Source organism: Streptomyces sp. NPDC050619 (assembly GCF_040654815.1).
Taxonomy (GTDB): domain Bacteria; phylum Actinomycetota; class Actinomycetes; order Streptomycetales; family Streptomycetaceae; genus Streptomyces.
The window spans coordinates 347561-370744 of record NZ_JBFAIR010000003.1 but is presented as its reverse complement, the minus strand read 5'-3'; the positions used below and the strand labels follow the sequence as shown (position 1 = coordinate 370744).

Annotated in this window: 18 protein-coding genes; 11 read left to right on the top strand and 7 right to left on the bottom strand. The window is 71.6% G+C overall.

The features are described 5' to 3' along the window. The first annotated feature begins 57 nt into the window (after positions 1-57). The 3 genes from AB0I77_RS07645 to AB0I77_RS07635 are packed head-to-tail and all read left to right on the top strand — an operon-like array spanning position 58 to position 2953. Positions 58-813 carry a (Fe-S)-binding protein gene (locus AB0I77_RS07645; RefSeq protein WP_363281466.1) on the top strand — a complete coding sequence of 252 codons (756 nt, stop codon included), beginning with the start codon at positions 58-60 and terminating at the stop codon, positions 811-813. Beyond that, a complete protein-coding gene (locus AB0I77_RS07640) occupies positions 810-2288 on the top strand; it encodes a LutB/LldF family L-lactate oxidation iron-sulfur protein (protein ID WP_363281465.1) in 1479 nt (492 codons plus the stop codon). Before AB0I77_RS07645 ends, AB0I77_RS07640 begins: the two co-directional genes overlap by 4 nt. Next, positions 2285-2953 (top strand): LUD domain-containing protein, encoded by a 669-nt coding sequence (locus tag AB0I77_RS07635; RefSeq protein WP_363281463.1) that lies wholly within the window; start codon positions 2285-2287, stop codon positions 2951-2953. The genes AB0I77_RS07640 and AB0I77_RS07635 overlap by 4 nt, the downstream gene beginning before the upstream one ends. On the opposite strand, the gene AB0I77_RS07630 is transcribed toward AB0I77_RS07635, so the two are convergent. The 3 genes from AB0I77_RS07630 to AB0I77_RS07620 all read right to left on the bottom strand — a co-directional run bounded on the left by AB0I77_RS07630 (position 2926) and on the right by AB0I77_RS07620 (position 7715). Further along, positions 2926-5961, bottom strand: a complete 3036-nt coding sequence (locus AB0I77_RS07630) for a family 78 glycoside hydrolase catalytic domain (RefSeq protein WP_363281599.1) — start codon at positions 5959-5961, stop codon at positions 2926-2928. The genes AB0I77_RS07635 and AB0I77_RS07630 overlap by 28 nt on opposite strands. Before the next feature lie 297 nt (positions 5962-6258). Next, on the bottom strand, positions 6259-6888 hold the full coding sequence (locus AB0I77_RS07625) for a hypothetical protein (protein WP_363281461.1): 630 nt from the start codon (positions 6886-6888) through the stop codon (positions 6259-6261). Between the two features lie 167 nt (positions 6889-7055). Further along, positions 7056-7715, bottom strand: a complete 660-nt coding sequence (locus tag AB0I77_RS07620; protein WP_363281460.1) for an SDR family NAD(P)-dependent oxidoreductase — start codon at positions 7713-7715, stop codon at positions 7056-7058. 199 nt (positions 7716-7914) lie between these two features. Here AB0I77_RS07620 and AB0I77_RS07615 point away from each other — a divergent pair, with 199 nt between their 5' ends. From AB0I77_RS07615 to AB0I77_RS07600, 4 genes are all read left to right on the top strand, one after another. After that, positions 7915-8700: an ABC transporter ATP-binding protein gene (locus tag AB0I77_RS07615; RefSeq protein WP_363281598.1), complete on the top strand. Its 786-nt coding sequence runs from the start codon at positions 7915-7917 to the stop codon at positions 8698-8700. A gap of 3 nt (positions 8701-8703) precedes the next feature. Then, positions 8704-10014 (top strand): FtsX-like permease family protein, encoded by a 1311-nt coding sequence (locus tag AB0I77_RS07610; protein ID WP_363281459.1) that lies wholly within the window; start codon positions 8704-8706, stop codon positions 10012-10014. 164 nt (positions 10015-10178) lie between these two features. Continuing rightward, complete coding sequence (locus AB0I77_RS07605) at positions 10179-11036, top strand: MoxR family ATPase (RefSeq protein ID WP_363281458.1); 858 nt, start codon at positions 10179-10181, stop codon at positions 11034-11036. Next, positions 11033-12391 (top strand): VWA domain-containing protein, encoded by a 1359-nt coding sequence (locus AB0I77_RS07600; protein WP_363281457.1) that lies wholly within the window; start codon positions 11033-11035, stop codon positions 12389-12391. Before AB0I77_RS07605 ends, AB0I77_RS07600 begins: the two co-directional genes overlap by 4 nt. Before the next feature lie 14 nt (positions 12392-12405). Here the strand turns inward: AB0I77_RS07600 and AB0I77_RS07595 are convergent, their stop codons facing one another. The 3 genes from AB0I77_RS07595 to AB0I77_RS07585 form a co-directional block, all read right to left on the bottom strand. Further along, a complete protein-coding gene (locus AB0I77_RS07595) occupies positions 12406-12765 on the bottom strand; it encodes a cupin domain-containing protein (protein WP_363281456.1) in 360 nt (119 codons plus the stop codon). Between the two features lie 151 nt (positions 12766-12916). Then, positions 12917-13894, bottom strand: a complete 978-nt coding sequence (locus AB0I77_RS07590) for a threo-3-hydroxy-L-aspartate ammonia-lyase (RefSeq protein WP_363281455.1) — start codon at positions 13892-13894, stop codon at positions 12917-12919. Continuing rightward, positions 13891-14667: a PAS domain-containing protein gene (locus AB0I77_RS07585; RefSeq protein WP_363281597.1), complete on the bottom strand. Its 777-nt coding sequence runs from the start codon at positions 14665-14667 to the stop codon at positions 13891-13893. Before AB0I77_RS07585 ends, AB0I77_RS07590 begins: the two co-directional genes overlap by 4 nt. 274 nt (positions 14668-14941) lie before the next feature. Here AB0I77_RS07585 and AB0I77_RS07580 point away from each other — a divergent pair, with 274 nt between their 5' ends. From AB0I77_RS07580 to AB0I77_RS07565, 4 genes are all read left to right on the top strand, one after another. Next, positions 14942-16087 carry an MFS transporter gene (locus AB0I77_RS07580; protein WP_363281596.1) on the top strand — a complete coding sequence of 382 codons (1146 nt, stop codon included), beginning with the start codon at positions 14942-14944 and terminating at the stop codon, positions 16085-16087. An 88-nt stretch (positions 16088-16175) separates the two neighbouring features. After that, on the top strand, positions 16176-17939 hold the full coding sequence (locus tag AB0I77_RS07575; protein WP_363281454.1) for a glycoside hydrolase family 35 protein: 1764 nt from the start codon (positions 16176-16178) through the stop codon (positions 17937-17939). Then, a complete protein-coding gene (locus tag AB0I77_RS07570) occupies positions 17939-20323 on the top strand; it encodes a beta-galactosidase (RefSeq protein ID WP_363281453.1) in 2385 nt (794 codons plus the stop codon). Before AB0I77_RS07575 ends, AB0I77_RS07570 begins: the two co-directional genes overlap by 1 nt. Positions 20324-20415: 92 nt before the next feature. Continuing rightward, entirely contained in the window at positions 20416-21483 is a 1068-nt protein-coding gene (locus tag AB0I77_RS07565) for a LacI family DNA-binding transcriptional regulator (protein WP_363281452.1), read from the top strand. Between the two features lie 7 nt (positions 21484-21490). Here AB0I77_RS07565 and AB0I77_RS07560 read toward each other — a convergent pair whose 3' ends face one another. Further along, a complete protein-coding gene (locus AB0I77_RS07560) occupies positions 21491-23149 on the bottom strand; it encodes a carboxylesterase family protein (protein WP_363281451.1) in 1659 nt (552 codons plus the stop codon). Positions 23150-23184 lie beyond the last annotated feature (35 nt).

The window sequence follows — 23184 nt, the reverse complement described above, 5'->3', positions numbered from 1 at the left end:
GTACCGTGCACCCCGACTACGCTTCACTCATCCGATGATCGACCACGAGGAGCCGCGATGCGTGTCGCCCTGTTCCTGACCTGTGTCAACGACACGCTCTACCCCGACACCGGGCGCGCCGTCGTGAAACTGCTGACCAGACTGGGCGTCGACGTCGACTTCCCGATGGCTCAGACCTGCTGCGGGCAGGCGCACTACAACACCGGGTACCGGCATGAGGCCGAGCCGCTGGCCACGCATTTCTCCGATGTCTTCCGGGACTACGAGGCGATCGTGACACCGTCCGGCTCGTGCGGGGCGATGGTGCGGGAGCTGTATCCGCGGATGGGTGAGCGGGCCCGGGCCGAGGGCCGCGGGGACACGCTCGCGGCCACCTTGGCACCGGTCGTACCGAAGACGTACGAGCTGACCGAGTTCCTGGTGGACGTGCTGGGGGTGACTGATGTGGGGGCGTACTACCCGCATACGGTGACCTACCACCCGACCTGTCACGGGCTGCGCAGCCTGGGTCTGGGCGAGCGGCCCCGTCGGCTGCTCCAGGCCGTGAAGGGGCTGGAGCTGGTCGAGTTGCCGGGGGCCGACGAGTGCTGCGGCTTCGGCGGCACCTTCGCCCTGAAGAACGCCGACGTCTCGGCGGCGATGGGCGCCGACAAGGTGCGCAACGCCGAGTCGACGGGCGCGGACGTGCTGTGCGCGGCCGACAACTCCTGTCTGATGCACATCGGCGGGACGATGACCCGGCTGAAGACGGGGATGCGGCCCGTGCACATCGCGGAGATCCTGGCCAGCACGGAGGAGGAACCGGCGGCATGAGCGGCACGTTCGTAGGAATGCCGGCCTTCCCGAAGGCCGCGCACGAGGCGGTCAACAACCCGACCCTGCGGGGCAATCTGCGGCACGCCACGCACACCATCCGCGCCAAGCGGGAGAAGGCCGTCGCGGAGGTGTCCGACTGGGCGGCCCTGCGGGAGGCCGGCAAGCGGATCAAGGACCACACGCTCCATCATCTCGACCGGTATCTGGAGCAGTTGGAGGAGTCGGTGACGGCGGCGGGCGGCATCGTCCACTGGGCCGCCGACGCCGACGAGGCCAACCGGATCGTGACCGAACTGGTCAAGGAGACCGGCGAGTCGGAGGTCGTCAAGGTCAAGTCGATGGCCACGCAGGAGATCGGGCTCAACGAGGCCCTCGAAGCCGAGGGCATCGGTGCCTACGAGACCGATCTCGCCGAGCTGATCGTGCAGTTGGGCAAGGACCGCCCCTCGCACATCCTCGTGCCGGCCATCCACCGCAACCGCGGCGAGATCCGGGAGATCTTCGCGCGCGAGATGAGCGAGTGGGGCCGCCCGGCACCCGAGGGCCTGACCGACACACCCGCCGAACTCGCCGAGGCCGCGCGGCTGCACCTGCGGGAGAAGTTCCTGCGCGCCAAGGTCGGTGTCTCCGGCGCCAACTTCATGGTCGCCGAGACCGGCACGATGGTCGTCGTCGAGTCCGAGGGCAACGGGCGGATGTGCCTCACCCTGCCCGAGACACTGATCTCCGTCGTCGGCATCGAGAAGATCGTGCCCACCTGGCGGGACCTGGAGGTGTTCCTCCAGACCCTCCCCCGCTCCTCGACCGCCGAGCGCATGAACCCGTACACGTCGACATGGACCGGCACCACCGACGGGGACGGCCCCCAGACCTTCCACCTGGTCCTGCTGGACAACGGCCGCACCGACACGCTCGCCGACGAGGTCGGCCGCCAGGCCCTGCGCTGCATCCGCTGCTCGGCGTGTCTCAATGTGTGCCCGGTGTACGAGCGGGCCGGCGGGCATGCGTACGGCTCGGTCTACCCGGGCCCGATCGGCGCCATCCTCAGCCCTCAACTGCGGGGCACGGCAAGCGAGATCGACGCCTCGCTGCCGTACGCCTCCTCGCTGTGCGGGGCCTGCTACGAGGTGTGCCCGGTCGCCATCGACATCCCCGAGGTCCTGGTGCATCTGCGCGAGCGGGTCGTGCAGGGCGGTCCGGTGACGCGGGAGGGCAACAAGGTGGTGCTCAAGCCTGCGAAGGGACACGCCGCCGAGCGGGCGGCGATGCGCGCGGCACGCTGGGCGTTCGCGCGTCCGGGCGCGCTGCGCGCCGGCCAGCGGCTGGCCTCGCGCTCCCGCCGCTTCCATCCGCGCACCCTGCCCGGTCCGGGCAGCGCGTGGAGCGGTACGCGGGATCTGCCGCCGGTGCCGGCCGAGCCATTCCGCGACTGGTGGCAGCGCACGCGGGGTGGAAAGGACGACTCGAAGTGAGCAGCAGGGAACGGATCCTGGGCCGGGTGCGGCGCGCGCTGGCGGACGTGGAACAGGACGACACGCCGTACGAGCAGGCGTTCTCGCGCGACTATCTGCGCGAGCACGGTGACCGGCGTGTCGCGGAGACGGTGGAGTTGCTGGCCGAGAACCTGGCGGACTACCGGGCGATCGTGCACCGCTGCACGGCCGAGGACCTGGCGGCGACGATCGCCGGGATGCTGGCCGCGCGGGGCTCGCGGACGGTGCTCGTACCGCCGGGCCTCGATCCCGGCTGGCTCGCGGCGGCCCACGCCGAGCAGGTGCCGGACCGCGCCGAGAGCACGGCGTACGAGCTCGACCGGGTCGACAGTGTCGTCACCGCGTGCGCGATCGCCGTCGCCGAGACCGGCACCATCGTCCTGGACGGCTCCCCCGACCAGGGCCGCCGCCGCATCACGCTCGTCCCCGACCACCACATCTGTGTCGTACGGGTCGCGGACCAGGTCGTCTCCTCGGTCCCGCAGGCTCTCGAACGCCTCGACCCGGCCCGCCCGTTGACCTGGATCTCCGGGCCGTCGGCGACCAGCGACATCGAGCTGGACCGGGTCGAGGGGGTGCACGGTCCGCGCACCCTGGAGGTGGTGCTGGTGGGCGATCAGGCGAGCGCGGAGGTCACCTCGTAGCGGCCGGACGGGAGCCGGTAGGAGGCTGTGCCGTCCGCGAAGCCCAGATATTCGACGCCCTCGGCGCGGGCCAGGGGTGAGCGGTCCTCGCGGACCGTGTCCGGGTCGGCGGTGGGCAGGCGCAGGGTCGCCGTGCTGTTGGCCGGGACCACGGCCCGGTAGGTCAGCCTCCCGTCCTTCGCCGTCCACTCGCTGACGATCTCTCCGTACGGCGACAGGTGCGACGCGGCCACCTGGCCGATCCGGCCGGTCGGGTCGAGGTGCGGGCGCAGGAAGAAGTGGCGGAAGCCGGGGTGCTCCGGGTCCTTGGCGATGCCGGCCATGCTTTCGTACATCCACTCCATGATCGCGCCGTAGGAGTAGTGGTTGAACGAGTTCATGTCGACCGGGCCGAAGCCGTCCTCCTTCGAGTACGAGTTCCAGCGCTCCCAGACGGTGGTGGCGCCGTTGTCCACCGAGTACAGCCAGGACGGCATGGCGTTCTGGTGCAGCAGCGCGTACGCCAGGTCGACGCGGCCCTCGTCGGTGAGGACGGGGGCGAGGACGTTCACGCCGAGGAAGCCGACGGAGAGGGTGTTCTCCGCGTACTTCACGCGGGTGCTGTCGGGATGGGCGGCCTTGTAGGCCGCGTCGTTGCCGATGTTCTCGGCGAGCAGCGTGACCAGTTGGCGACGCTGGGCCTCGGTGTCGTACAGGCCCAGTTCGAGGGCCCACAGCAGCGCGGTCTGGCTGTCGTCCTCGGGCTCGCCCGCGTTTCCCCCGGGCGTCCACGGCGGGGCCTCGCCGAGGCTGGAGCGCAGGGTGAGGGTGCCGTCCTCGGTGCTCAGGTACTTGGTGACGAACGCCCGCTTGATGTGGGTGAAGAGCTCTTCGTACGTGCGGGTCTCTGCGGTGCGGCCGGTGGCGCGGGCCATGTCGGCCATGAGCCGGGCACTGTAGCCGTAGTAGACGTCGCTGATGAGCTGGGTGCTGGTCACCTGGAAGGCGAGCCAGTCGCCGAAGACCGCGCCCTGGCCGGCGTAGGTGTCGCCGGTCCGCTGCCGGATCCAGTCCAGGTACTTCGTCATGGCCGTCCAGCCGCGGTCGATGATCGTGGTGTCGCCGGACATCTGCCACACCGTCCACGGCACGACGACCCCGCAGTCGGCCCAACCGCTCGCCGGTACCGGCTGGTTGTAGCGGGCTCCGGGGGCGATCCAGGTGAACTGGGCGCCGTCCGCGCCGTAGACGCGCTGCGAGTCGATCAGGGTGTCCTGGAAGTGGCTGAGGAAGGCGACCGCGTCGGCGTTGTAGAGGCCGGTGAGGGAGAAGAGCTGGGTGTCGCCGGTCCAGCCGCAGCGTTCGTCGCGCTGCGGGCAGTCGGTGGGCACCCACAGGTAGTTGCCGCGCTGGCCCCAACGGACGTTGCTGATCAGCTGGTTGACCTCGGGGTCGTCGGTGGTGACGGTGCCGATGTCGCGAAGTGCGGAGGTGGCGACCCGGCCGGTGAGTTCGGTGAGGGTGACGGTGTCGGTCGTCGTGACGGAGAGGTAGCGGAAGCCGTAGAAGGTCAGGGAGTCCTGGTGGGTCTCGCCGTCGGGGTCGCCCTTGAGGACGTAGGTGCTGGTGGCCTTGGCGGTGCGCAGGTTGGCCCGGTAGACCGAGCCGACGGGTCCGTCGGCGCCGGCGCTGTCGTCGTTGAGCATCTCGCCCGGTTCGAAGGTGACTTGGGCGCCGGCCGGGCCGCGGAGGGTGTAGCGGGGGACGCCGACCAGGTTCTGGCCGAGGTCGATGACGGCGGTGTCGCCGGGGTGCAGGGTGACGGCCGCGGTGGCGGCCTCGGCGGGATCGGTGATGGTGCGGGAGGCGTCGACGACGATGCGGCCCTTGTCGCCCGGGCTGCCGTCCTGGCCCGTCACACCGGTGCAGACGGTGACGGATTGGGGCGCGCGGTCCCACTCGGGCATCAGGCGGGCGCTGTCCGCGGGACAGGCGACCAGTTTCGCGTCGGGGAACCGGGTGGCGTGGTCGTGCTCCTCGACGCCCGCCCATCCGGAGGTGTCGAAGCCGCTCGCCGTCCAGCCCGGGAGCTCCTTGCGGGCGTCGTAGGTCTGCCCGTCGTAGATGTCGTCGGCGCGGTAGGGGCCGGTGTCGGTGGCTCTCCAGTCGTCGCCGGGTGCGGTGACGATCGTCTGCCGCGATCCGTCCGCGTACCGGATCAGCAACTTCGCCTTGAGGGCCAGGCGGTTGCCGTCCGCCGCGTAGTAGGCGCTGTTCTCGGAGATGCGGCCGTTGTACCAGCCGTTGCCCAGCACCGCACAGAGCGTGACCCGCCCGCGGCCCGCCATGAGGTCCGTGACGTCGTAGGTCAGGTAGTTGACGGTGCTGTCGTAGTTGGTCCAGCCCGGGGCGAGCAGCTCCAGCGTGGTGCCCTCGCCCTGCGGTACGCAGACCCGGTGGCCGTTGACGTAGGCGTCGTACACGCCGAGGGCCGAGACGTACAGCCGGGCCTCGCGCACCTGACGCTGTTTCAGGGCCGTCTCGTGGCGCAGCAGCGGGGCTCCGGCGCTGTTCGGCTCCTTGCCCCCCATGGTGATCCAGCGTGCGCCGTCCCAGCCGGCGGTGCCGTCGGTGCTGAGCAGTCCGGTCTCGAAGTGGGCGGTCGGGGCGGCGGGGACGGCGCGGCCGTGCTCGTCCCACACCGTCACCGTCCAGTGGTAGCGGGTGGAGGGGCGCAGGTCGGGGCCCGCGTAGCGCACCGCGACCGAGTCCGGCGAGGTGACGCGGCCGCTGTTCCAGACGTCGGCGCGGGAGTCGGTCAGGCGGTCGGGCGAGGTCGCCACGAGGATCCGGTACGCCGTCTGCCTGCGGCCCCGGACCGCGGAGACCGTCCGCCAGCCGAACCGGGGCCGTGCCGTGTCCACGCCGAGCGGGTTCGTACGGTGCTCCACGGTCAGCCCCGCCACGGAGGTCCGGCCGGGGAGCGGGACGGCCCAGGCCGTGCCCCCGCCACCCACGCCGCCCGCCATGGCCAGGGGCACCGCGCCCAGGGCCGTCGTCAGTACCGTCCTGCGCCTTATCGTCCCGCGCTCCTGGTCGTTCGCTCCGTCATTCACGCCGTTGTCCCTTCGGCCGTCGGAGTTGTATCGATTCAGCCGGCTCGGCGGTTGAAGCTAGTGGCGCATGCGACACGTGTCCACGGCTGCGACAGGGTGAGTTGGCGACAGTTTCCAACAGAACCCGTCACGTCGAGTGCCGTAGGAATTGAAACTTTTCAAAAACGGAATCGCGGACTCGTCAGCCAGTGGGACCCATGGAGGCGCGCCTCAGTGCCCGTAGGCGGGCTCGACGCAGCCGCCCTCCATGTAGGGGCCGTGGGCCTCGATCGTGTCGCCGTGGCCCGGCACCAGCGTGCCGGTCAGGCACACCCCGTCCAGGCCGATGACGAACCGGACGGTGTCGTCCGGTTCGTCATCGGCCTGGATCTCGTCGACCTCGTAGCCGTAGCCGAGGCGGGACAGTTCGGTGTCGACCCGGGCCTTGTCCACGGGGACATCCTTGAGTTTCTCGGTCAGCCGTTCGACATGGACCTCGCCCCGGCAGACGGCCAGGCCCTCGAGGGGCAGGGTCTGTCGGTAGGCGTTGTTGTCGGCGTAGTTCGGGGGCTGATCCCCCACCGGTTCCGTCGGGGGCGCGCTGGTGGTTTCCTCGGCCGACGGCCGCGGTGTCGTCGAACCGCAGGCGGTGTCCTCCAGCTTCCGCAACTCGGCGCTGATATGGCGCGGCTGGGGCGATGACGACGTCGGAGCGGAGGTGTCCGGGGCGGCGGCGGTGGTCCCGGATCCGGCGTCCGCCGCGCGGGTGCTGCCACACCCCGCGAGGGCGAGGGCGACCGTCGTGGCCAGGGTCGCCAGGGCGGTGCGACCAACCGTGTTTCCGTGCGTCCGCCGGACCATGTTTCTGGGCGTCCGCCGGACCATGTTTCTGTGCATCCGCCGAGTTGATCAGGCGTGGCCGACCGGGGCTGTGGCGGAGGCCATAACTCCGGTCACAGCCCTGTCACGGCTGTCCGCGGAGGGCTGTGGGCGGGGGACGGCCCCGCGTCGGCCCTGGGCGCGGGCTGTCAGGCGTAGACGAGTTCGGCCTGCCACTGGTCCTTCGGCTGGTGGTGAAGGTCGAGGTAGGCCGCGGCCAGGACGTCGGGGGCGAAGCGTGGGTCCTCGCCTCCGATGGCGCCGGCAACGGTGACCGTGGAGACGTGCACGCCCGAGTCGCGCTGGTCGTCGTGGAGGACCTGGACGTAGGCGCGCAGCGCGGCCTTGCCGACCGACAGCGTGGTGTATTCGAGCGAGGGCTGGAGGGCGAGACCGCCGCCGGTGAAGAGCAGACTGCCCCGGCCCTCCCGCAGGAGGGGAAGAACCGTCTGGGCGGCGACCACGGCCCCGGTGACATTCACGGCCAACGTCTGCGCCCACGCGTCGGCGTCCGGGCCTGTGGGTGAGTCGGTCTGGAGTACGGCCGCGTTGTAGACGAGCACCTCCGGGGCGCCGAGGTCGTCCACCGCCCGGCCGAGCGCGGTCCGCAGGTCTTGCGGGTTGCCGGCATCTGCCTGGTAGGCGCCCGCCCCGAAACCCTGGCCGGTCAGCTCGGCGGCGTGCTTCCCGAGGCGTTCCGCGTCGCGGCCGAAGAGCGCGACCGGGTGGCCGTCCCGGGCGAAAGCCTCCGCGAGCGCCAGACCGAGGCCGGGGCCGACACCGACGATGAGGGCGGTTCCTTTGCTCATATCTGCTCTTCTCCATGTTTCTGCCGTCCCGGGACAGCGGTGACAGTGCGAGGGGCTGACGTCCGCCCGGCTGGGGAGACGGGGAACGGTGTACTCAGCGACACCATCCAATACGGGTTCTGCGCCCCGTGTCCCGCGCCCTCCGTCTCCGTAGCTTCATCAGGGAGGCACAGAGCGTGCCGGACGGAGAGTGATGACGATGTTTCGCGCAGGTTCGCGACGTACGCAGGATTCGGGACCCGCCGCCGAGGCACTCCGACTGGTCAAGGTCAGCAAGACCTATGGGACCGGCGACAGCGCCGTGACCGCGCTCGACAAGGTCACCCTCGGCCTGGGGCGCGGCACGTTCACCGCCGTGATGGGGCCGTCCGGCTCCGGCAAGTCCACGCTGTTGCAGTGCGCGGCCGGGCTGGACCTGCCCGACAGCGGCATCGTGCAGGTGGACGGCAAGGAGCTGACCGGCGGCAGCGAGGCCGAGTTGACGAAGTTCCGGCGGGGCCGGATCGGATTCGTTTTCCAGCAGTACAACCTGCTGGACACCCTGACCGTGGCGCAGAACACGGTGCTGCCGCTCAAGCTCGCCGGGCAGCGCGTGGACCGCAGGCGGACCCGGGAGGTCCTGACGACGGTAGGCCTCGGCGACCGCCTCGATCACCGGCCCGACCAGCTCTCCGGAGGCCAACGGCAGCGCGTGGCGATCGCCCGTGCCCTGGTCACGGAGCCCCGGGTGGTCTTCGCGGACGAGCCGACCGGAGCACTGGACACGCGCTCCGCGCGGGGCGTGCTGACGCTGCTCCAGAACGCGGTGCGGGTGCACGGCCGGACCGTGGTGATGGTGACGCACGACCCGATCGCCGCCTCGTACGCCGACACGGTGCTCTTCCTCGCGGACGGCCGGCTCGCGGGCCGGATGGACGCCCCGACACCGGAAGCGGTCGCCGAGCGGCTGGCGCACCTGGGCGACGACATGATGGCGGAGGTCTGAGCGATGTTCGTACTGGCGATGCGTTCGATCAGGCAACGGCCCGGGCGGTTCCTCGCGACGCTGCTGTCCGCCTTCCTCGGCGCGGCGATCATCATGACGTTCAACTCGATGCACGACACGGCCGCGCAGGACGGCGTCGACTCGGTGAGCGCGGAGACGCTGAGCATCTCGGCGACTGTGGTCGGCGGCTACGGCACCCTGCTGGTGTTCTTCGCCATCGCCTCGACGCTGACGGTCAACGTGCGTCAGCGCGCGGCCGAGTTGGAACTGCTGCGCTGCTCGGGGGCCACTCCGGCGCAGACCAAGCGGATGGTCGTGGGCGAGGCGGTGGCCGTGTCCCTGGTGGGCACGGCGCTGGCGATCGGCCCGGCGATGCTCGGCGGCCAGGCGCTGCTGGCGGTGTTTCACGACAGCGGGCAGGTCGCGCGGTCCGTCGACCACGCCTTCGGCCCGTTCGCGCTGATGTCCGGCGTCGGCGTCACGCTGCTCGCGGCGGCGGGGGCCGCCTTCCTCGCCGTACGGCGGGCGACGCGCAGGGATCAACGGAGCGGCAGGGGGCGGACGTTCTTCGCGTACGCCGCCCTGGTCACCGGTGCCCTCGCGGCGTCCTCCACCTTCGCGTTCTCGGCGACGGACTCCGCGCTGATGGCGGCACCGGCGTACGGGGCGATCCTGCTGTCGGTGGGCTTCGCACTGCTGTCGCCGCGGCTGCTGAAGGGCCTGCTGGACCGGCTGCCGCTGACCGGCGCGAGCGGCTGGCTGGCGGTGCGCAACCTGCGCCGCCGGGCCGACCAGCTGGCCGGGATCCTGATGTCGCTGATCCTGTTCACGGCGGTCGCCACCGCCACGCTGTACATGCAGGCGGTGGAGAGCGACGCCGTGGAGGCCTCGGGCGCGATCAAGTCGGTCGACGCCAAGAACCTTCAGACGCTGAACTTCACGGTCGTCGGCATCATCGTGGTGTTCGTCTGCGTGATGCTGATCAACTCGCTGTACGCGGCGACGACTTACCGCGGCCGGGAGTTCGGGCAGCAGCGCCTGGCGGGGGCGACTCCGGGGCAGGTGCTCGGCACCGTGGGCGCCGAGGGGCTGATCCTGACACTCACCGGTCTGTTCTTCGGCACGGTGGCCGCGCTGGCCGGGATCATCCCGTTCACCGTGGTCCGCACCGACGCGGTGCTGCCCGACCAGGGCCTGGGCATCTGGCTGGCGGTGGTGTCGGTCGCGGCGGCGGCGACGCTGGGGACGAGCCTGGCCACGACCCGGCGCGTGCTGCGCACTCCGGCCGTGGGGGCGGTCGCGGTGACGGCGTGAGGGCGACGCGTACGACGGGAGGGGGCGGCCGTTTCGACGGCCGCCCCCGCCTTGTGTTCGCCCTGTCCGTGTGACACGGATCTGTAGTGACACGGGCGGTGAACAAGCGCTTAGATAGGTGGCTGTCGGCACTGCCAGGTACCGCCACCGAGTTGGAGGCCCCGTTGTTCACTTCCGTAGACGACGTCTCCGCACGTCTCGCCGAGACCGGCTATCTCGCCTCTCCCGCGGTCGCCACGACCGTCTTCCTCGCCGACCGCCTGGGCAAGCCGCTCCTGGTGGAGGGTCCCGCCGGGGTCGGCAAGACCGAGCTCGCCAAGGCGGTGGCGCAGGTCGCCCAGGCTCGGCTGGTGCGTCTTCAGTGCTACGAAGGCGTCGACGAGTCCCGGGCGCTGTACGAGTGGAACCACGCCAAGCAGTTGCTGCGCATCAGCGCGGGCCGGGACGAGACGTGGGACGAGGCGCGCACGGACATCTTCAGCGAGGAGTTCCTGCTCCCCCGCCCGCTGCTGACCGCGATTCGCGGCGACGAGCCCAAGGTGCTGCTGATCGACGAGACCGACAAGGCGGACGTCGAGGTGGAGGGCCTGCTCCTGGAGGTGCTCAGCGACTTCCAGGTCACCGTGCCCGAGTTGGGCACGATCAGCGCGACCCGCCGCCCCTTCGTCGTGCTCACCTCGAACGCGAGCCGTGAGCTGTCGGAGGCGCTGCGTCGGCGCTGTCTGTTCCTGCACATCGGCTTCCCCGACGAGGAGTTGGAGCGCCGGATCGTCCGGCTGAAGGTGCCGGGCCTGGACGAGGCGCTGGCCGAGTCGGTGGTCCGGGTGGTGGGCGCGCTGCGGGCGATGGACCTGCGGAAGGTGCCGTCGGTCGCGGAGACCATCGACTGGGCGCACACGCTCATCGCCCTCGGCGCCGACACGCTCGACGAGACCGTCGTACGCGACAGCCTGGGCGTGCTCCTGAAGCACCAGGACGACGTCCTCAAGGCCACCGCCAAGCTCGACCTGGGCGCGCTGTGAGCACGCCGGCCGGTGTCGCTGAGCGGTTGACGTCCCTCGTCGGGGCGCTGCGCGCGCACGGCGTCCGCGTCGGCACCGGCGAGACCCTGGACGCCGCGCAGGCGGTGGAAGCGCTGGGACTGGCCGACCGTGAGCGGTTGCGGGAGGGGCTGGCCGCGACCCTGTTGCACGGGACGTCCCAGCGGCCGGTGTTCGATCCGGTCTTCGACCTGTACTTTCCGCGGGGCGTCGGCGCGCCCGAGGCGGAGCCCGCGGACCGCGGCGACCTGCGCGACCGGCTCGCGGCGGCGCTCACCGCCGACGACCGGGCGCTGCTGGCCCGGTTGGCGATCGAGGCGGTCGACGGCTTCGGGGGATACGGCTCCTCTCCGGCGTCCGACGGCTGGTCGTCGTACCAGACGCTCGAACGGCTCCGCCCCCAGACGCTGCTCGCCCGCGTCCGCGACGACGTCCGTGCGCGGGGCGGCGGTTCGGGGTTCACGGACCGGCTGCTGGAGGACGAGATCCGGCGGCGTATCGAGGACTTCCGGGGGATGGTGGCCGCGGAGGCGCGGCGCCGGGTCGCCGAGCGGCGCGGCCGGGACGAGATCGCGCGGCGGGCGGTGGCCCCGACCGCCGACCGGGTCGACTTCCTGTTCGCGGGGAAGGATCGGCTGGCCGAGCTGCGCAGGACCGTGCAGCCCCTCGCCCGCAAGCTCGCCACCCGGCTGGCCGCGCGCCGCCGCCGCGCCGCCCGCGGCACGATCGACCTGCGCCGCACCCTGCGGGGGTCGCTGTCGACGGGCGGGGTCCCGATGCGGCCGGTGCTGCGCCGGCGTCGCCCCGCCCGCCCCGAACTGGTGCTGCTGTGCGATGTGTCGGGCTCGGTGTCCGGGTTCTCCGATTTCACGATGCTGCTGGTGCAGGCGTTGCACGACCAGTTCAGCAAGGTGCGGGTGTTCGCCTTCGTCAATCGGCTCGACGAGGTGACCCGGCTGCTCGTGCACGGCGCGGCCGACCCGGAAGGGCTCGGCGCCCGGATCCGGGCGGAGGCGACCCTCACGGGCTGGCACGGCAGCAGCGACTACGGCGTCGCCCTGGGCGAGTTCGCGGAGCGGTACGGCGAGGCGGTCGGCCCGCGCACGACCGTGTTCGTCCTCGGTGACGCCCGCACGAACATGAGCGACCCGAACCTGGCGGCCGTACGGCACATCGCCGAACGGGCCCGCCGTGTCTACTGGTTGAACCCGGAGGCACACGCGCAGTGGGGCACGGGCGACTCAGCCGCCCCCGCCTACGCCGAACTCGTCGAGATGCACGAGTGCCGCAACGCGCGACAGCTCGGGACCCTGGTCGGCCGGCTGCTGCCGGTCTGACCGCACGCCGAGTGTCAGTCCGCCTTGGCGTACTCCTTTGCCATGCTGCCCGCGAAGTCGTATGCCACGCACTGTTCGTCGCCGACGACCCAGGCGTCGTGTCCGGGCGGGGCCACGAAGACGTCGCCGGGCCCGACCTCGCTCTCGGAACCGTCGTCCATGCGGATGCGCATGCGTCCCTGGACGACGTATCCGTTGTGATGGATCTGGCAGCTGTCCGTGCCCGCTATAGGTGCCACGGACTCCGACCAGCGCCAGCCCGGTTCGAAGGTCGCCACGGCGAAGTCGAGTCCGGTGAGGTGGACGGCTTCGAGATGGCCCCTGGGGAAATCACGGCGCTCGTCCGGCTTGTCGAGCGGCTTCACCTCGATCATGACGGCTCTCCCTTCCGGCCGTTGTCCGTACGGCCGGGGCTGGTCTCCGTCGCCCGTCCACTCCGGGCGGACCGGCGGGGCCGGCCCCACCACTCCATCGTCCGCCTGTCCACCCGGCACTGCCATTCGGGGGACGGCGGCCCTGTGTCTGTCAGTCCACGGTTCCGCAGAGCCGGGCGAAGCGCTCCGCGTCGATGTTCCCGCCGGAGATGATCACGCCGATCCGGCGCGGGAGGCCGGCCGCTCCGCCGGCGAGGAGGGCGGCGAGCGGAGTGGCGCCGCTCGGCTCGACGACGATCTTCAGTCTTTCGAAGGCGAAGCGCATCGCGTCCCGGATCTCGTCGTCGCAGACCAGGGCGATCTCGTCGACGAGCAGTCGGTTGATGGAGAAGGTCAACTCTCCGGGCGTGTGCAGGGCCTGTCCGTCGGCGATGGTCCTGGGCACGGGGACGCTGACGCGCCGGCCCGCCTCCAGGGATCTCTTGGTGTCGTCCCCCGCCTCCGGTTCGACGCCGATCACGCGGATGCCCGGGTACAGCCCCTTGGCCGCCGTGGCACTCCCGGCGATCAGCCCGCCGCCGCCGACCGGTGTCATCAGCGCTTCCAACTCCCCTACCTCCTCGAGGAGTTCGAGCGTCGCGGTGCCCTGCCCGGCGATGACGTGCGGGTGCTCGTAGGGCGGGATGAGCGCGAGGCCCCGCTCGGCGGCCAGGGCCTCGCCGATGGCCACGCGGTCGCCGGTGTAGCGGTCGTACGTCACGATCTCGGCGCCGTAACCGGCGGTGGCCGCCAGCTTCGAGGCCGGGGTGTCCTCCGGCATGACGATCACCGCGGTGGTGCCGAGTTCCCGGGCGGCCAGGGCGACGGCCTGGGCGTGGTTCCCGGAGGAGAAGGCGGCGACGCCCCGGGCCAGCTGCTCCGGCGTGAGGCGCGAGACCGCGTTGTAGGCGCCGCGGAACTTGAAGGCCCCCACGCGCTGGAAGTTCTCGCACTTGAGGAAGACCTCGGCGCCGACGCGTTCGTCGAGGGTGCGCGAGCGCAGCACCGGGGTGCGGTGTGCGACGCCCTTGAGGCGGGCGGCCGCGTCACGGATGTCGTCGAGAGTGACGGGCGGGGTGCTGGTCGTCACGCGTGCCCTCCAGCGGAGTCGGAAGCGGCGCCAGCGGAATCGGAAGCGTCGCCACCGGAGGCGGAAGTCGTGCCACCGGAGTCGGAAGTGGTGCCATCGGCCTCGGACGTCGTGTCGGTCGCCGCCCTGGCCTGGGCGAGGTAGCTGTACGCGGAGGCGCGGGAGATGCCGAGGCGGCCGGCCACCTGCTCGACCGAGCGGCGCACCGCGAACACCCCGCGCTCGTCCAGGCCGCGGAACAGCTCCAGGCGTGCCTCGCGGTCGAGACCCGCCCATGGCTGGTTCTGCCTGAGGTGATGGTCGTCGAGGATGACGTCGACGACGGAGTCGATGTCGTTGCCGAAGGTGGTGACCGGCAGTTCGGCAGGGGTGCGGGGGGTGCCGGCGAGCGCGGCGAGCAGGGTGTGGGCCTCGGTGACCGCGGTGACGTCCAGGTTCACGCACACCGCGCCGAAGACCGCGCCCGTCGAGTCCCGCAGCACCATCGTGGACGACTTGACGGTCTTCCCGGTCCCGATCCGGGTGACGTAGTTCAGTTCGTCGCCCGCCTCCTCGCCCCGGGCGACGATCCGCATGCCGATCTCGCTCATCGCCCCGCCCACCGCACGCCCCGTCACCGAGCCGGCGAGGGCCACCACCGACTTCTCCGGGTGCCGGTAGTCATGCAGGACCACCTCGCACATCGGGCCGAACGTCGCCGCGATGCCGTCCATGACGGGCGTCAGCGCCGCGATGATCGCGTCCCGCTCGGCCTCCACGCTCGCCTCGACCATCGACATCCCCTCCCTGCCACAACGAGTCATCTCAGACTACACGTCCAGAGCCTGGACGAACAGTCCAAACCGCCATCCACCCACCTCTCCCCCATCCACCTCTGTCCGGGATCTTGACGCTGCCGATGTTACCGGTAACATCACTGCCGTAAGAGCGAAGGAAAGGTGTGCTGTGCCGGGGGAAGAACGAGTTGTCGACAGCGGCAGGCCGGAGCCATCCGCACCGCCGGTCGGACCGAGCGCCCCGCCGAGGGCCGCCCCGAACGCCGCCCCGATCTTCAGCCCCGCCGCCGTGGTCGCCTCCTGCGTGGGCTTCGTTCTCATCGGCGCCCTCCAGGCCCTGTACGGGCCCGCCATCCCGGCGTTCCGCGAGGAGTTCGGGCTGACCCCCTCGGCCGCCGGGCTGGGGCTGAGTGCCCACTTCGTCGGCGGGGTGGCCGGTGTGCTGCTGTTCGACCGGCTCTACGGCCGGCTCGGCAACCGGCAGATCCTCGGCGCCTCGTACCTCCTCATGGCCGTCGGCGCGGCGGGTTTCGCGCTGGCGCCGAACTGGCCGACCGCACTGGCCACGGCCCTGCTGGCGGGACTCGGCTTCGGCGGCATCGACTACGGCCTCAACCAGCTGTTCGCGGTCGGTTTCGGCCACCGTTCGACCGCGATGCTGAACATCCTCAACGCGCACTTCGGGATCGGCGCGATCCTCGGCCCGGCGCTGATCGGCGCGGTCGGCTCGGCGCACTACCCGGCGGTCTTCCTCGGTTTCGCGCTCGCCAACCTGCCGCTGCTGCTGTGCCTGCGGGGCGTGCGCGACCGCGCGCCGGGTCCGACGGCCGCGACGGCCGGATCCGGGACCGACGGCGGACGGGTTCTCGGCCGCAGCCTGGGTTCGGTGCTCGCCATGTTCGTCGTGCTCTACGTCCTGCACGTGGGTATCGAGGCGGGTGTCGGCGGCTGGGAGCCGACGCACCTGGAGACGGTGGGGTTCGGCGCCGGGGTCGCCGCGACCGCCACCTCCGTGTACTGGCTGATGATGACCGTCGGCCGGTTCCTGGTCGCCCCGATCGCCCTGCGCTTCTCCGCCCAGGCCATCATCACGGTCTCCTGCGCGGGCATGACGGTCTGTCTGCTGCTGGCCTCGGTCCCGGCGCTCGCGCCGTACGCGTACGCCGGTGTCGGGCTGTTCATCGCCCCGGTCTTCCCCACCGGCCTGCCCTGGCTGCACCGGGCGGCTCCACGCGCCCGGCGGGCCGGGGCCCTGGTCATCGCCGCCTCCATGGTCGGCGGTGTCGCCGCCGGGCCGGCGCTCGGCAAGGCGATTGAAGCGTCCGGCATCCGCGCGGTCCCGCTCCTGCTTTCCGGTGTCTCGGCGCTGTGCCTGGCCGCCACGCTCTGGCTGATCCGCAGCACCCGAACTCACTGACTCCTGAGCCCTGTTGAATCCGGCACCCCGGTCCCCCACGCACAAGGCTCCGCACTCCGAATCGAACCGAAGCGAAGGGAAGCCCCCCATGCCCGCTCTGACGACGTCGTCCGACGGTTTCCTCCTGCACGGCGAGCCGTTCCGGATCATCTCCGGGGCCCTGCACTACTTCCGCGTCCATCCCGACCAGTGGGCCGACCGGCTGCGCAAGGCGCGTCTGATGGGGCTCAACGCCGTCGAGACGTACCTGCCGTGGAACCTGCACGAGCCGGAGCCCGGCACCCTCGCCCTCGACGGCCTGCTCGACCTGCCCCGTTTCCTGCGCCTGGCGCAGGCGGAGGGCCTGCATGTGCTGCTGCGGCCCGGGCCGTACATCTGCGCCGAGTGGGACGACGGCGGGCTGCCCGCGTGGCTCCTCTCGGACCCCGACATCCGGCTGCGCACCAGCGATCCCCGCTTCACGCAGGCCTTCGACCGCTACCTCGACCAGCTCCTGCCCCCGCTGCTGCCGCATCTGGCCGCGAACGGCGGACCGGTGATCGCCGTACAGGTGGAGAACGAGTACGGGGCGTACGGCGACGACACCGCGTACCTGAAGCACGTCGAACAGGCCCTGCGCTCCCGCGGTGTCGACGAGCTGCTGTTCACCTGCGACCAGGCCAACGCCCCGCACCTGAGCGCCGGCAGCCTGCCCGGCACGCTCGCCACCGCCACCTTCGGCAGCCGGGTCGACGAGCACCTGGCGGCGCTGCGCGCCCACCAGAGCGAAGGCCCGCTGATGTGCGCCGAGTTCTGGATCGGCTGGTTCGACAACTGGGGCGGGCCGCACCATGTGCGGTCGGCGGACGACGCCGCGGCCGACCTCGACCGGCTGCTGTCGGCGGGTGCCTCCGTCAACATCTACATGTTCCACGGCGGCACCAACTTCGGCTTCACCAACGGCGCCAACCACAAGCACGCCTACGAGCCCACCATCACGTCATACGACTACGACGCCCCGCTCACCGAGAGCGGCGACCCCGGCCCCAAGTACCACGCCTTCCGCGAGGTCATCGCCCGGTACGCGGCCGTTCCCGAGGAGCCGGCCCCGGCGCCGGGTCCCAAACTTCCTTCTACCACAGTCGAGTTGGACCGCAGGGCGCCGCTGCTGCCGTACGTACGCGCGCTGGACGGGGTCGTGCGCGCCCAGGACCCGGTGCCGATGCACGAACTCGGGGTGCACACCGGCCATGTGCTCTACCGCACCACCGTTCCCGCCTCCGGCGACGGTCTGCTGCACTTCGCGGGCGGGGTCGGCGACCGCGCCCAGGTCTTCGTGGACGGCGCCAGTGTCGGCGTACTGGAGCGCGAACGCCACGACGAGACGCTGCCCGTGCGGGTGCCGGAGCCCGGTGCGGTCCTCGAGGTCCTTGTGGAGAACCTGGGCGGGGTCAACTACGGGCCGCGCATCGGTGCGCCCAAGGGCCTGCTCGGGCAGGTGTCCTTCCAGGGCACCGCCCTGCACGGCTGGGAGTGCCGGCCCGTGCCCCTGGACGACCTGGACGCGGTGCCGTTCGTGCCGTCCGAGGCGGCCACCGACGCCGAACCCGCCTTCCATCACGGCACGTTCGACGTGGACACCCCCGCCGACACGTTCCTCTCCCTGCCCGGCTGGACCAAGGGCCAGGCATGGGTCAACGGATTCCACCTCGGCCGTTACTGGAACCGCGGTCCGCAGCACACCCTGTACGTCCCCGGCCCGGTCCTGCGTCCGGGCGCCAACGAACTGGTCCTGCTGGAGCTGCACGCCACGACCGGCACGCACGCCCGGCTGACCGACACTCCCGACCTCGGACCGGAGAACGACTCCTGATGACGACGCATCCGCACCGCCTGCGGGTCCCCGACCCCGCCGGCCCGCCGCTGACCGGACACCTGCCCTTCGCGGACGCCCCCGGAGTGCCCGATCCCATCGAGGTCACCAGCCGTTGGCTCACGCGGGGCGGCCGCCCCTGGTTCCCGGTCTCCGGCGAGTTCCACTACTCCCGCTATCCGGCCGACGAGTGGGAGGAGGAGCTGCTGAAGATGAAGGCGGGCGGGGTGACCACCATCGCCAGCTACCTCATCTGGATCCACCACGAGGAGATCGAGGGCCGCGTCCGCTTCGACGGAGACCGCGACCTGCGCCGCTTCGCCGAGCTGTGCGCCCGGCACGGACTGGACTTCATCCCGCGCATCGGCCCCTGGTCACACGCGGAGGTCCGCAATGGCGGCCTGCCCGACTGGCTGCTGGCCCGCGACTGCGTGCCGCGCACCGATGACCCGGCGTATCTCGAACCCGTGGGCACCTGGTTCGCGGCCGTCGCCGAGCAACTGCGCGGTCTGGACCGGGCGCACGGCGGCCCGATCGTGGCGATCCAGATCGAGAACGAGCTCTACGACCAGCCCGGCCACCTCCTCACCCTCAAGCGGATGGCCCAGGAGGCCGGCCTGAGTGCCCCGCTGTGGACGTCGACCGCCTGGGGCGGGGTCCAGCTCCCGCCCGACGAGCTGCTTCCGCTGTACGGCGGCTACACCGAGGCCTTCTGGACCGAGGCGGACGGCGGCTGGCCCGACACCTGCCGCAAGCACTTCTTCTTCACCCACCGGCGCGACGACGAGGGCATCGGCGCCGACCTCAGGCCCACGACCGTGCGTGGCGGCGACCCGGACGCGTTCGCGGACCGGTTCCCCTGGGCCACCTGCGAGTTGGGCGGCGGTATGGCGGTGTCGTACCACCGCCGGCCACGCGTCGACCCCGACGACATCGGCGCCCTCGGTCTCACCAAGATCGGCTGCGGCTCGGTCTGGCAGGGCTTCTACATGTTCCACGGCGGCACCAACCCGGCCGGTGAGCTCACCACCCTCCAGGAGTCCCACGCCACCGGCTACCCCAACGACCTGCCCGTCCTGACGTACGACTTCCAGGCCCCGCTCGGCGAGTACGGCCAGTACCGGCGGACCTACCACGAACTGCGCCTCCAGCACCTGCTGTTGGCGGACTTCGGCGACCGTTTCGCACCCATGGAGTCGGTGCTGCCCGAGCGGCAGCCGTCCGCGCAGGACGACCGGGACACGCTGCGCTGGGCCGTGCGCGGCGATGGCTGCTCCGGGTTCCTGTTCGTCAACAACCACCAGCCGCACGAACCGCTGCCGGACCACCCGGACACGTCGTTCACGGTCGAATTCCCGGACGGCGGCGCCGAGTTGACTCTGCCGAGCACTCCCGTCACGGTCCCGCGCGGCGCCTACTTCTGCTGGCCGCTGCGGCTGGACGTGGCGGGTCTGCAGCTGGAGTGGGCCACCGCGCAGCCCGTCTGCACGGTCGACGTGGACGGCCGTACGGTCCTGGTGCTGGCCGCGATCGACGGCATCGCGCCCGAACTCGCCCTGGACGCCTCGACGGTGGCGTCGGTCGGTGTGCCGTCCGGGAATGTCACGGCCGTCGGCGGTCGGCTGATGGTGACCGGGCTGCGGCCCGGTACCGACGCCCTGGTCGAGGTGGACACGGCGGACGGTGGCCGGGTCGGCCTGCTGGTGCTGGACGCGGCGACGGCACGGACCGCCTACCGGGGCGTGGCCTGGGGTGCCGAGCGGCTGGTGCTGTGGGGCGAGGGTGTCGTCTTCGACCATGCGGAGGTACGGCTGCACGGTTCGTCCCTGGGGACCTCGTTCGCGGTGCTGCCCGCTCCGGAGCGGGCTCCCGTCGTGGACGGGGTGCCGGTGAGCGCGGCGGCGGACGGGGTGTTCACCCGTTACTCGGTTCCGTCCGCCGAGGCTGATGACACCACCGTTTCGATCACCCTGGTCCGGCCCGCCGGTCCGGCGCCCGACCTCTCGACGGGGGTGCAGAACCGGGCGAGCGCGCCCGCGGACAAGTACTTCGACACCGTGGCCGCCGAGTACCGCGTCGACGTCCCGGACGACCGGCCGCCGGGGACGCTGCTGCGCATCCACTGGACCGGGGACGTGGGGCGGGCGTACGTGGGAGACGCGCTCGTCGCCGACCAGTTCTTCTCGGGGCGGGTCTGGGACATCGGCGTCGACCGGCTGCCCGCCGATGCCCTGCGCGCCGACGGCCTGCGGCTGAGGGTGCTGCCGCTGCACCCGGACGCACCCGTGTACGTGCCGCGGGAGGCGGCCGGCGCCGGGGAGAGGGCCGCCGTCACGCACGCCGAGTGGGTGACCGCCCGCTCCTGGACTATCCGGGCCGGCTGAGGCACCCCCCGGGCCCTCGGGCTGTCCCGCCTATGCTGTGAATCCCGCCGGGCGGGACAGACCGCCATACCGATGTCGAGGAAACCGCCACCATGACCCGAAGCGCCGCCGAAGGAGCCGTTCCGAAGTGGCGCAGCAGACGGAACTTCGCGGGCTCGCGGCCCGTGATGGACGACGTGGCCCGGCTGGCCGGTGTCTCGAAACAGACCGTCTCCCGTGTGCTGAACGACCATCCGTCCGTCCGCGCCGAGACGCGCGAAGCGGTCCTCGAGGCCATGCGCACGCTCGACTACCGCCCCAGCCGCAGTGCCAGGTCGCTGGCCAGCGGCCGGACCCGGATGCTCGGCGTCATCTCCTTCGACGCCGCCCGCTACGGGCCCGCCGCCATCCTCACCGCGATCAACACCGCGGCCCAGGACGCCGGCTACCTGGTGAGCTCCATCGCGCTCGACACGGCCGACCACGACACGGTGGTCGAGGCCGTCGACCGCCTCTCGGCCGAGGGCGCGGACGGGGTGATCGCCATCGCCCCGCAGCTGTGGGTGGGCCGCGCCCTGGCCGACACCCACCTGGACATCCCGCTGGTGGTGCTGGAGAACGGCCTCGACACCGAGACCCCGCTGATCACCGGCGATTCGCGGGTCGGGGCCCGCAAGGCGACCGAGCATCTGCTGCGGCTCGGCCACTGCACGGTGTGGCACCTCGCGGGCCCGACCGGCTGGACCTCCGCCGACCACCGGCTGGCCAGCTGGCGCTCGACCCTGGAGGCGGCCGGTGCCGAGGTGCCCGACCCGCTGGTGGGCGACTGGAGCGCCGACTCGGGGTACGAGCTGGGCCGCCGGCTGGCCGAGCGCCGGGAGGTGACGGCGGTGTTCGTCTCCAACGACCAGATGGCGCTCGGTGTGCTGCACGCCCTCCACGAGGCCGGACGCTCCGTCCCCGGCGAGGTCAGCGTCGTCGGCTACGACGACATCCCGGAGGCCGCCCACCTCCTCCCGCCGCTGACCACCGTGCGCACCGACTTCGCGGAGATCGGCACCCGCTCCCTGCGGCGCCTGCTCAGCCGCATCGACGGCGCCACGGAGCCTCCTCGGCCCGAGTCCCTCGTCCCGGTGGACCTGGTCGTCCGCGGCAGCAGCGGACCGGCGCCCGGGCGCTGACCTCCCGTCACCAGGCTTTCCTTGTAGGGAAGTACCGCTCGAAGAAGTCCACGTTGGCGGCATCGGCGTCGGCGATGTGCCCGAACGCGTCCCCCAGTTCCATCGTGGTCGCGGAGCCCGGCCGCGCGGCGGCCCAGTGGGTGAGGCCCTGGCCGTTGGGGTCCCCGTGGGCGGCGAAGTTGACCACGTACGCGGACATCGTGTCGGCGATCGCGCGGTCCTCGTCGGTCCAGGGCAGGTCGGTGCCGTACAGGTTGTCGAACACGTAGTTGATCTCCGAGCCGTGGTAGGCGCCCCGGGTCTGTCCGGGCGGGGCGTGCGTCCAGAAGTAGGTGAAGACCGGGCTCTTGGCCCTGCTCGCCCACTCGGTGGCCCACAGCGAGGTGGAGATCCGCGAGCCGTCGCGTGCGGAGGCGTTGGTCCGGTCGCCGGCCTCGGTGTCGTTCGAGGCCGGGTACAGCGCCAGGAACTCGTCCTTCATGGCGCCGTACTTGGTCTGCGCCATGCTCTGGTACGCGGCGAGCGTGGTGTCGGGCGCCGGCGAGGCGCCGCTCTCGTCCAGGTTGTTGCCGGTGATGACCGGGACGTAGTTGTGGGCGCCGCGCGCGAGCGACTCCTCGTAGGTCCTGGGCATGACCCAGCCGTCCAGGACGGGGCGGAAGAGGGGCGGGTTGCCGTTCATGGGTGCGCTGACGGTGGTGTCGTTGTCGTTGTTGCCGTCGAGCAGGTCGGTCACGGTGAGGGCGCGCAGTGCGGCGAGGGTGGTGGCGTCGTGCTGTTGTGCGTAGGTGGTGCCCGCGCTCTCGGCCGCCGCCAGGGTCCGGTAGGAGGTGGCCAGTCCGGCGTTCTCCGGGTCGCCGGAACAGCGGGCGCCGCTCTCGGCGATCGCGCCGTGGAACAGGCCCTGGGCGAGCGGCGAGTAGACCAGTTCCAGGACGGAGGCGGCCCCGGCGGACTGTCCGGCGATCGTCACCCGGCCGGGGTCGCCGCCGAAGGCGGAGATGTTGTCCCGCACCCAGCGCAGCGCCGCGATCTGGTCGAGCAGGCCGTAGTTGCCCGAGGCCCGGTGTCCGGACTCCGCGCTGAGTTCAGGGGTGGCGAGGAAGCCGAAGACGCCGGTGCGGTAGTTCAGCGTCACCACGACCAGGCCCTTGGCGGCCAGCCCCGCGCCGTCGAAGGTCGGGTCGGAACCGTAACCGCTGTTGAACCGCCCGCCGTAGATCCAGACGAGGACCGGGCGCCGTTCCCGGCTGGAGGCGGCCCCCGTCCAGACGTTCAGGTTGAGACAGTCCTCGCTCATCGCCGGAGTGGACGACGAGGGGCCGGACTGCGGGCAGATGTCGCCGAAGGTGTCCGCCACCCGTACGCCCGTCCAGGAAGCCGGCGGCTGCGGCGGACGCCAGCGGTTCTCCCCGGCCGTGGAGGCCGCGTAGGGGATGCCCTTGAAGACGGTGGTGCCGGACAGCGCGCCCGCCACTCCGGACACCTGGCCGCTCCCGATCCGGACCGGTCCCGTGAGGGTCGCGGAGGTCACTGCCTCGGCCGCCTGCGCCACCGGGCCCGTGCCGAGGGCGGCCGAGGCGGCGACGACTGCGGAACTGCCCAGAAAGGCCCGTCGGCTCAGTCGGCTTGCGGGGCGGTCATTCCTGTTTTCTTCCCAGGTCAACGTGTTTCTCCTGCTATTCGGTGGGGGTGTGGGGG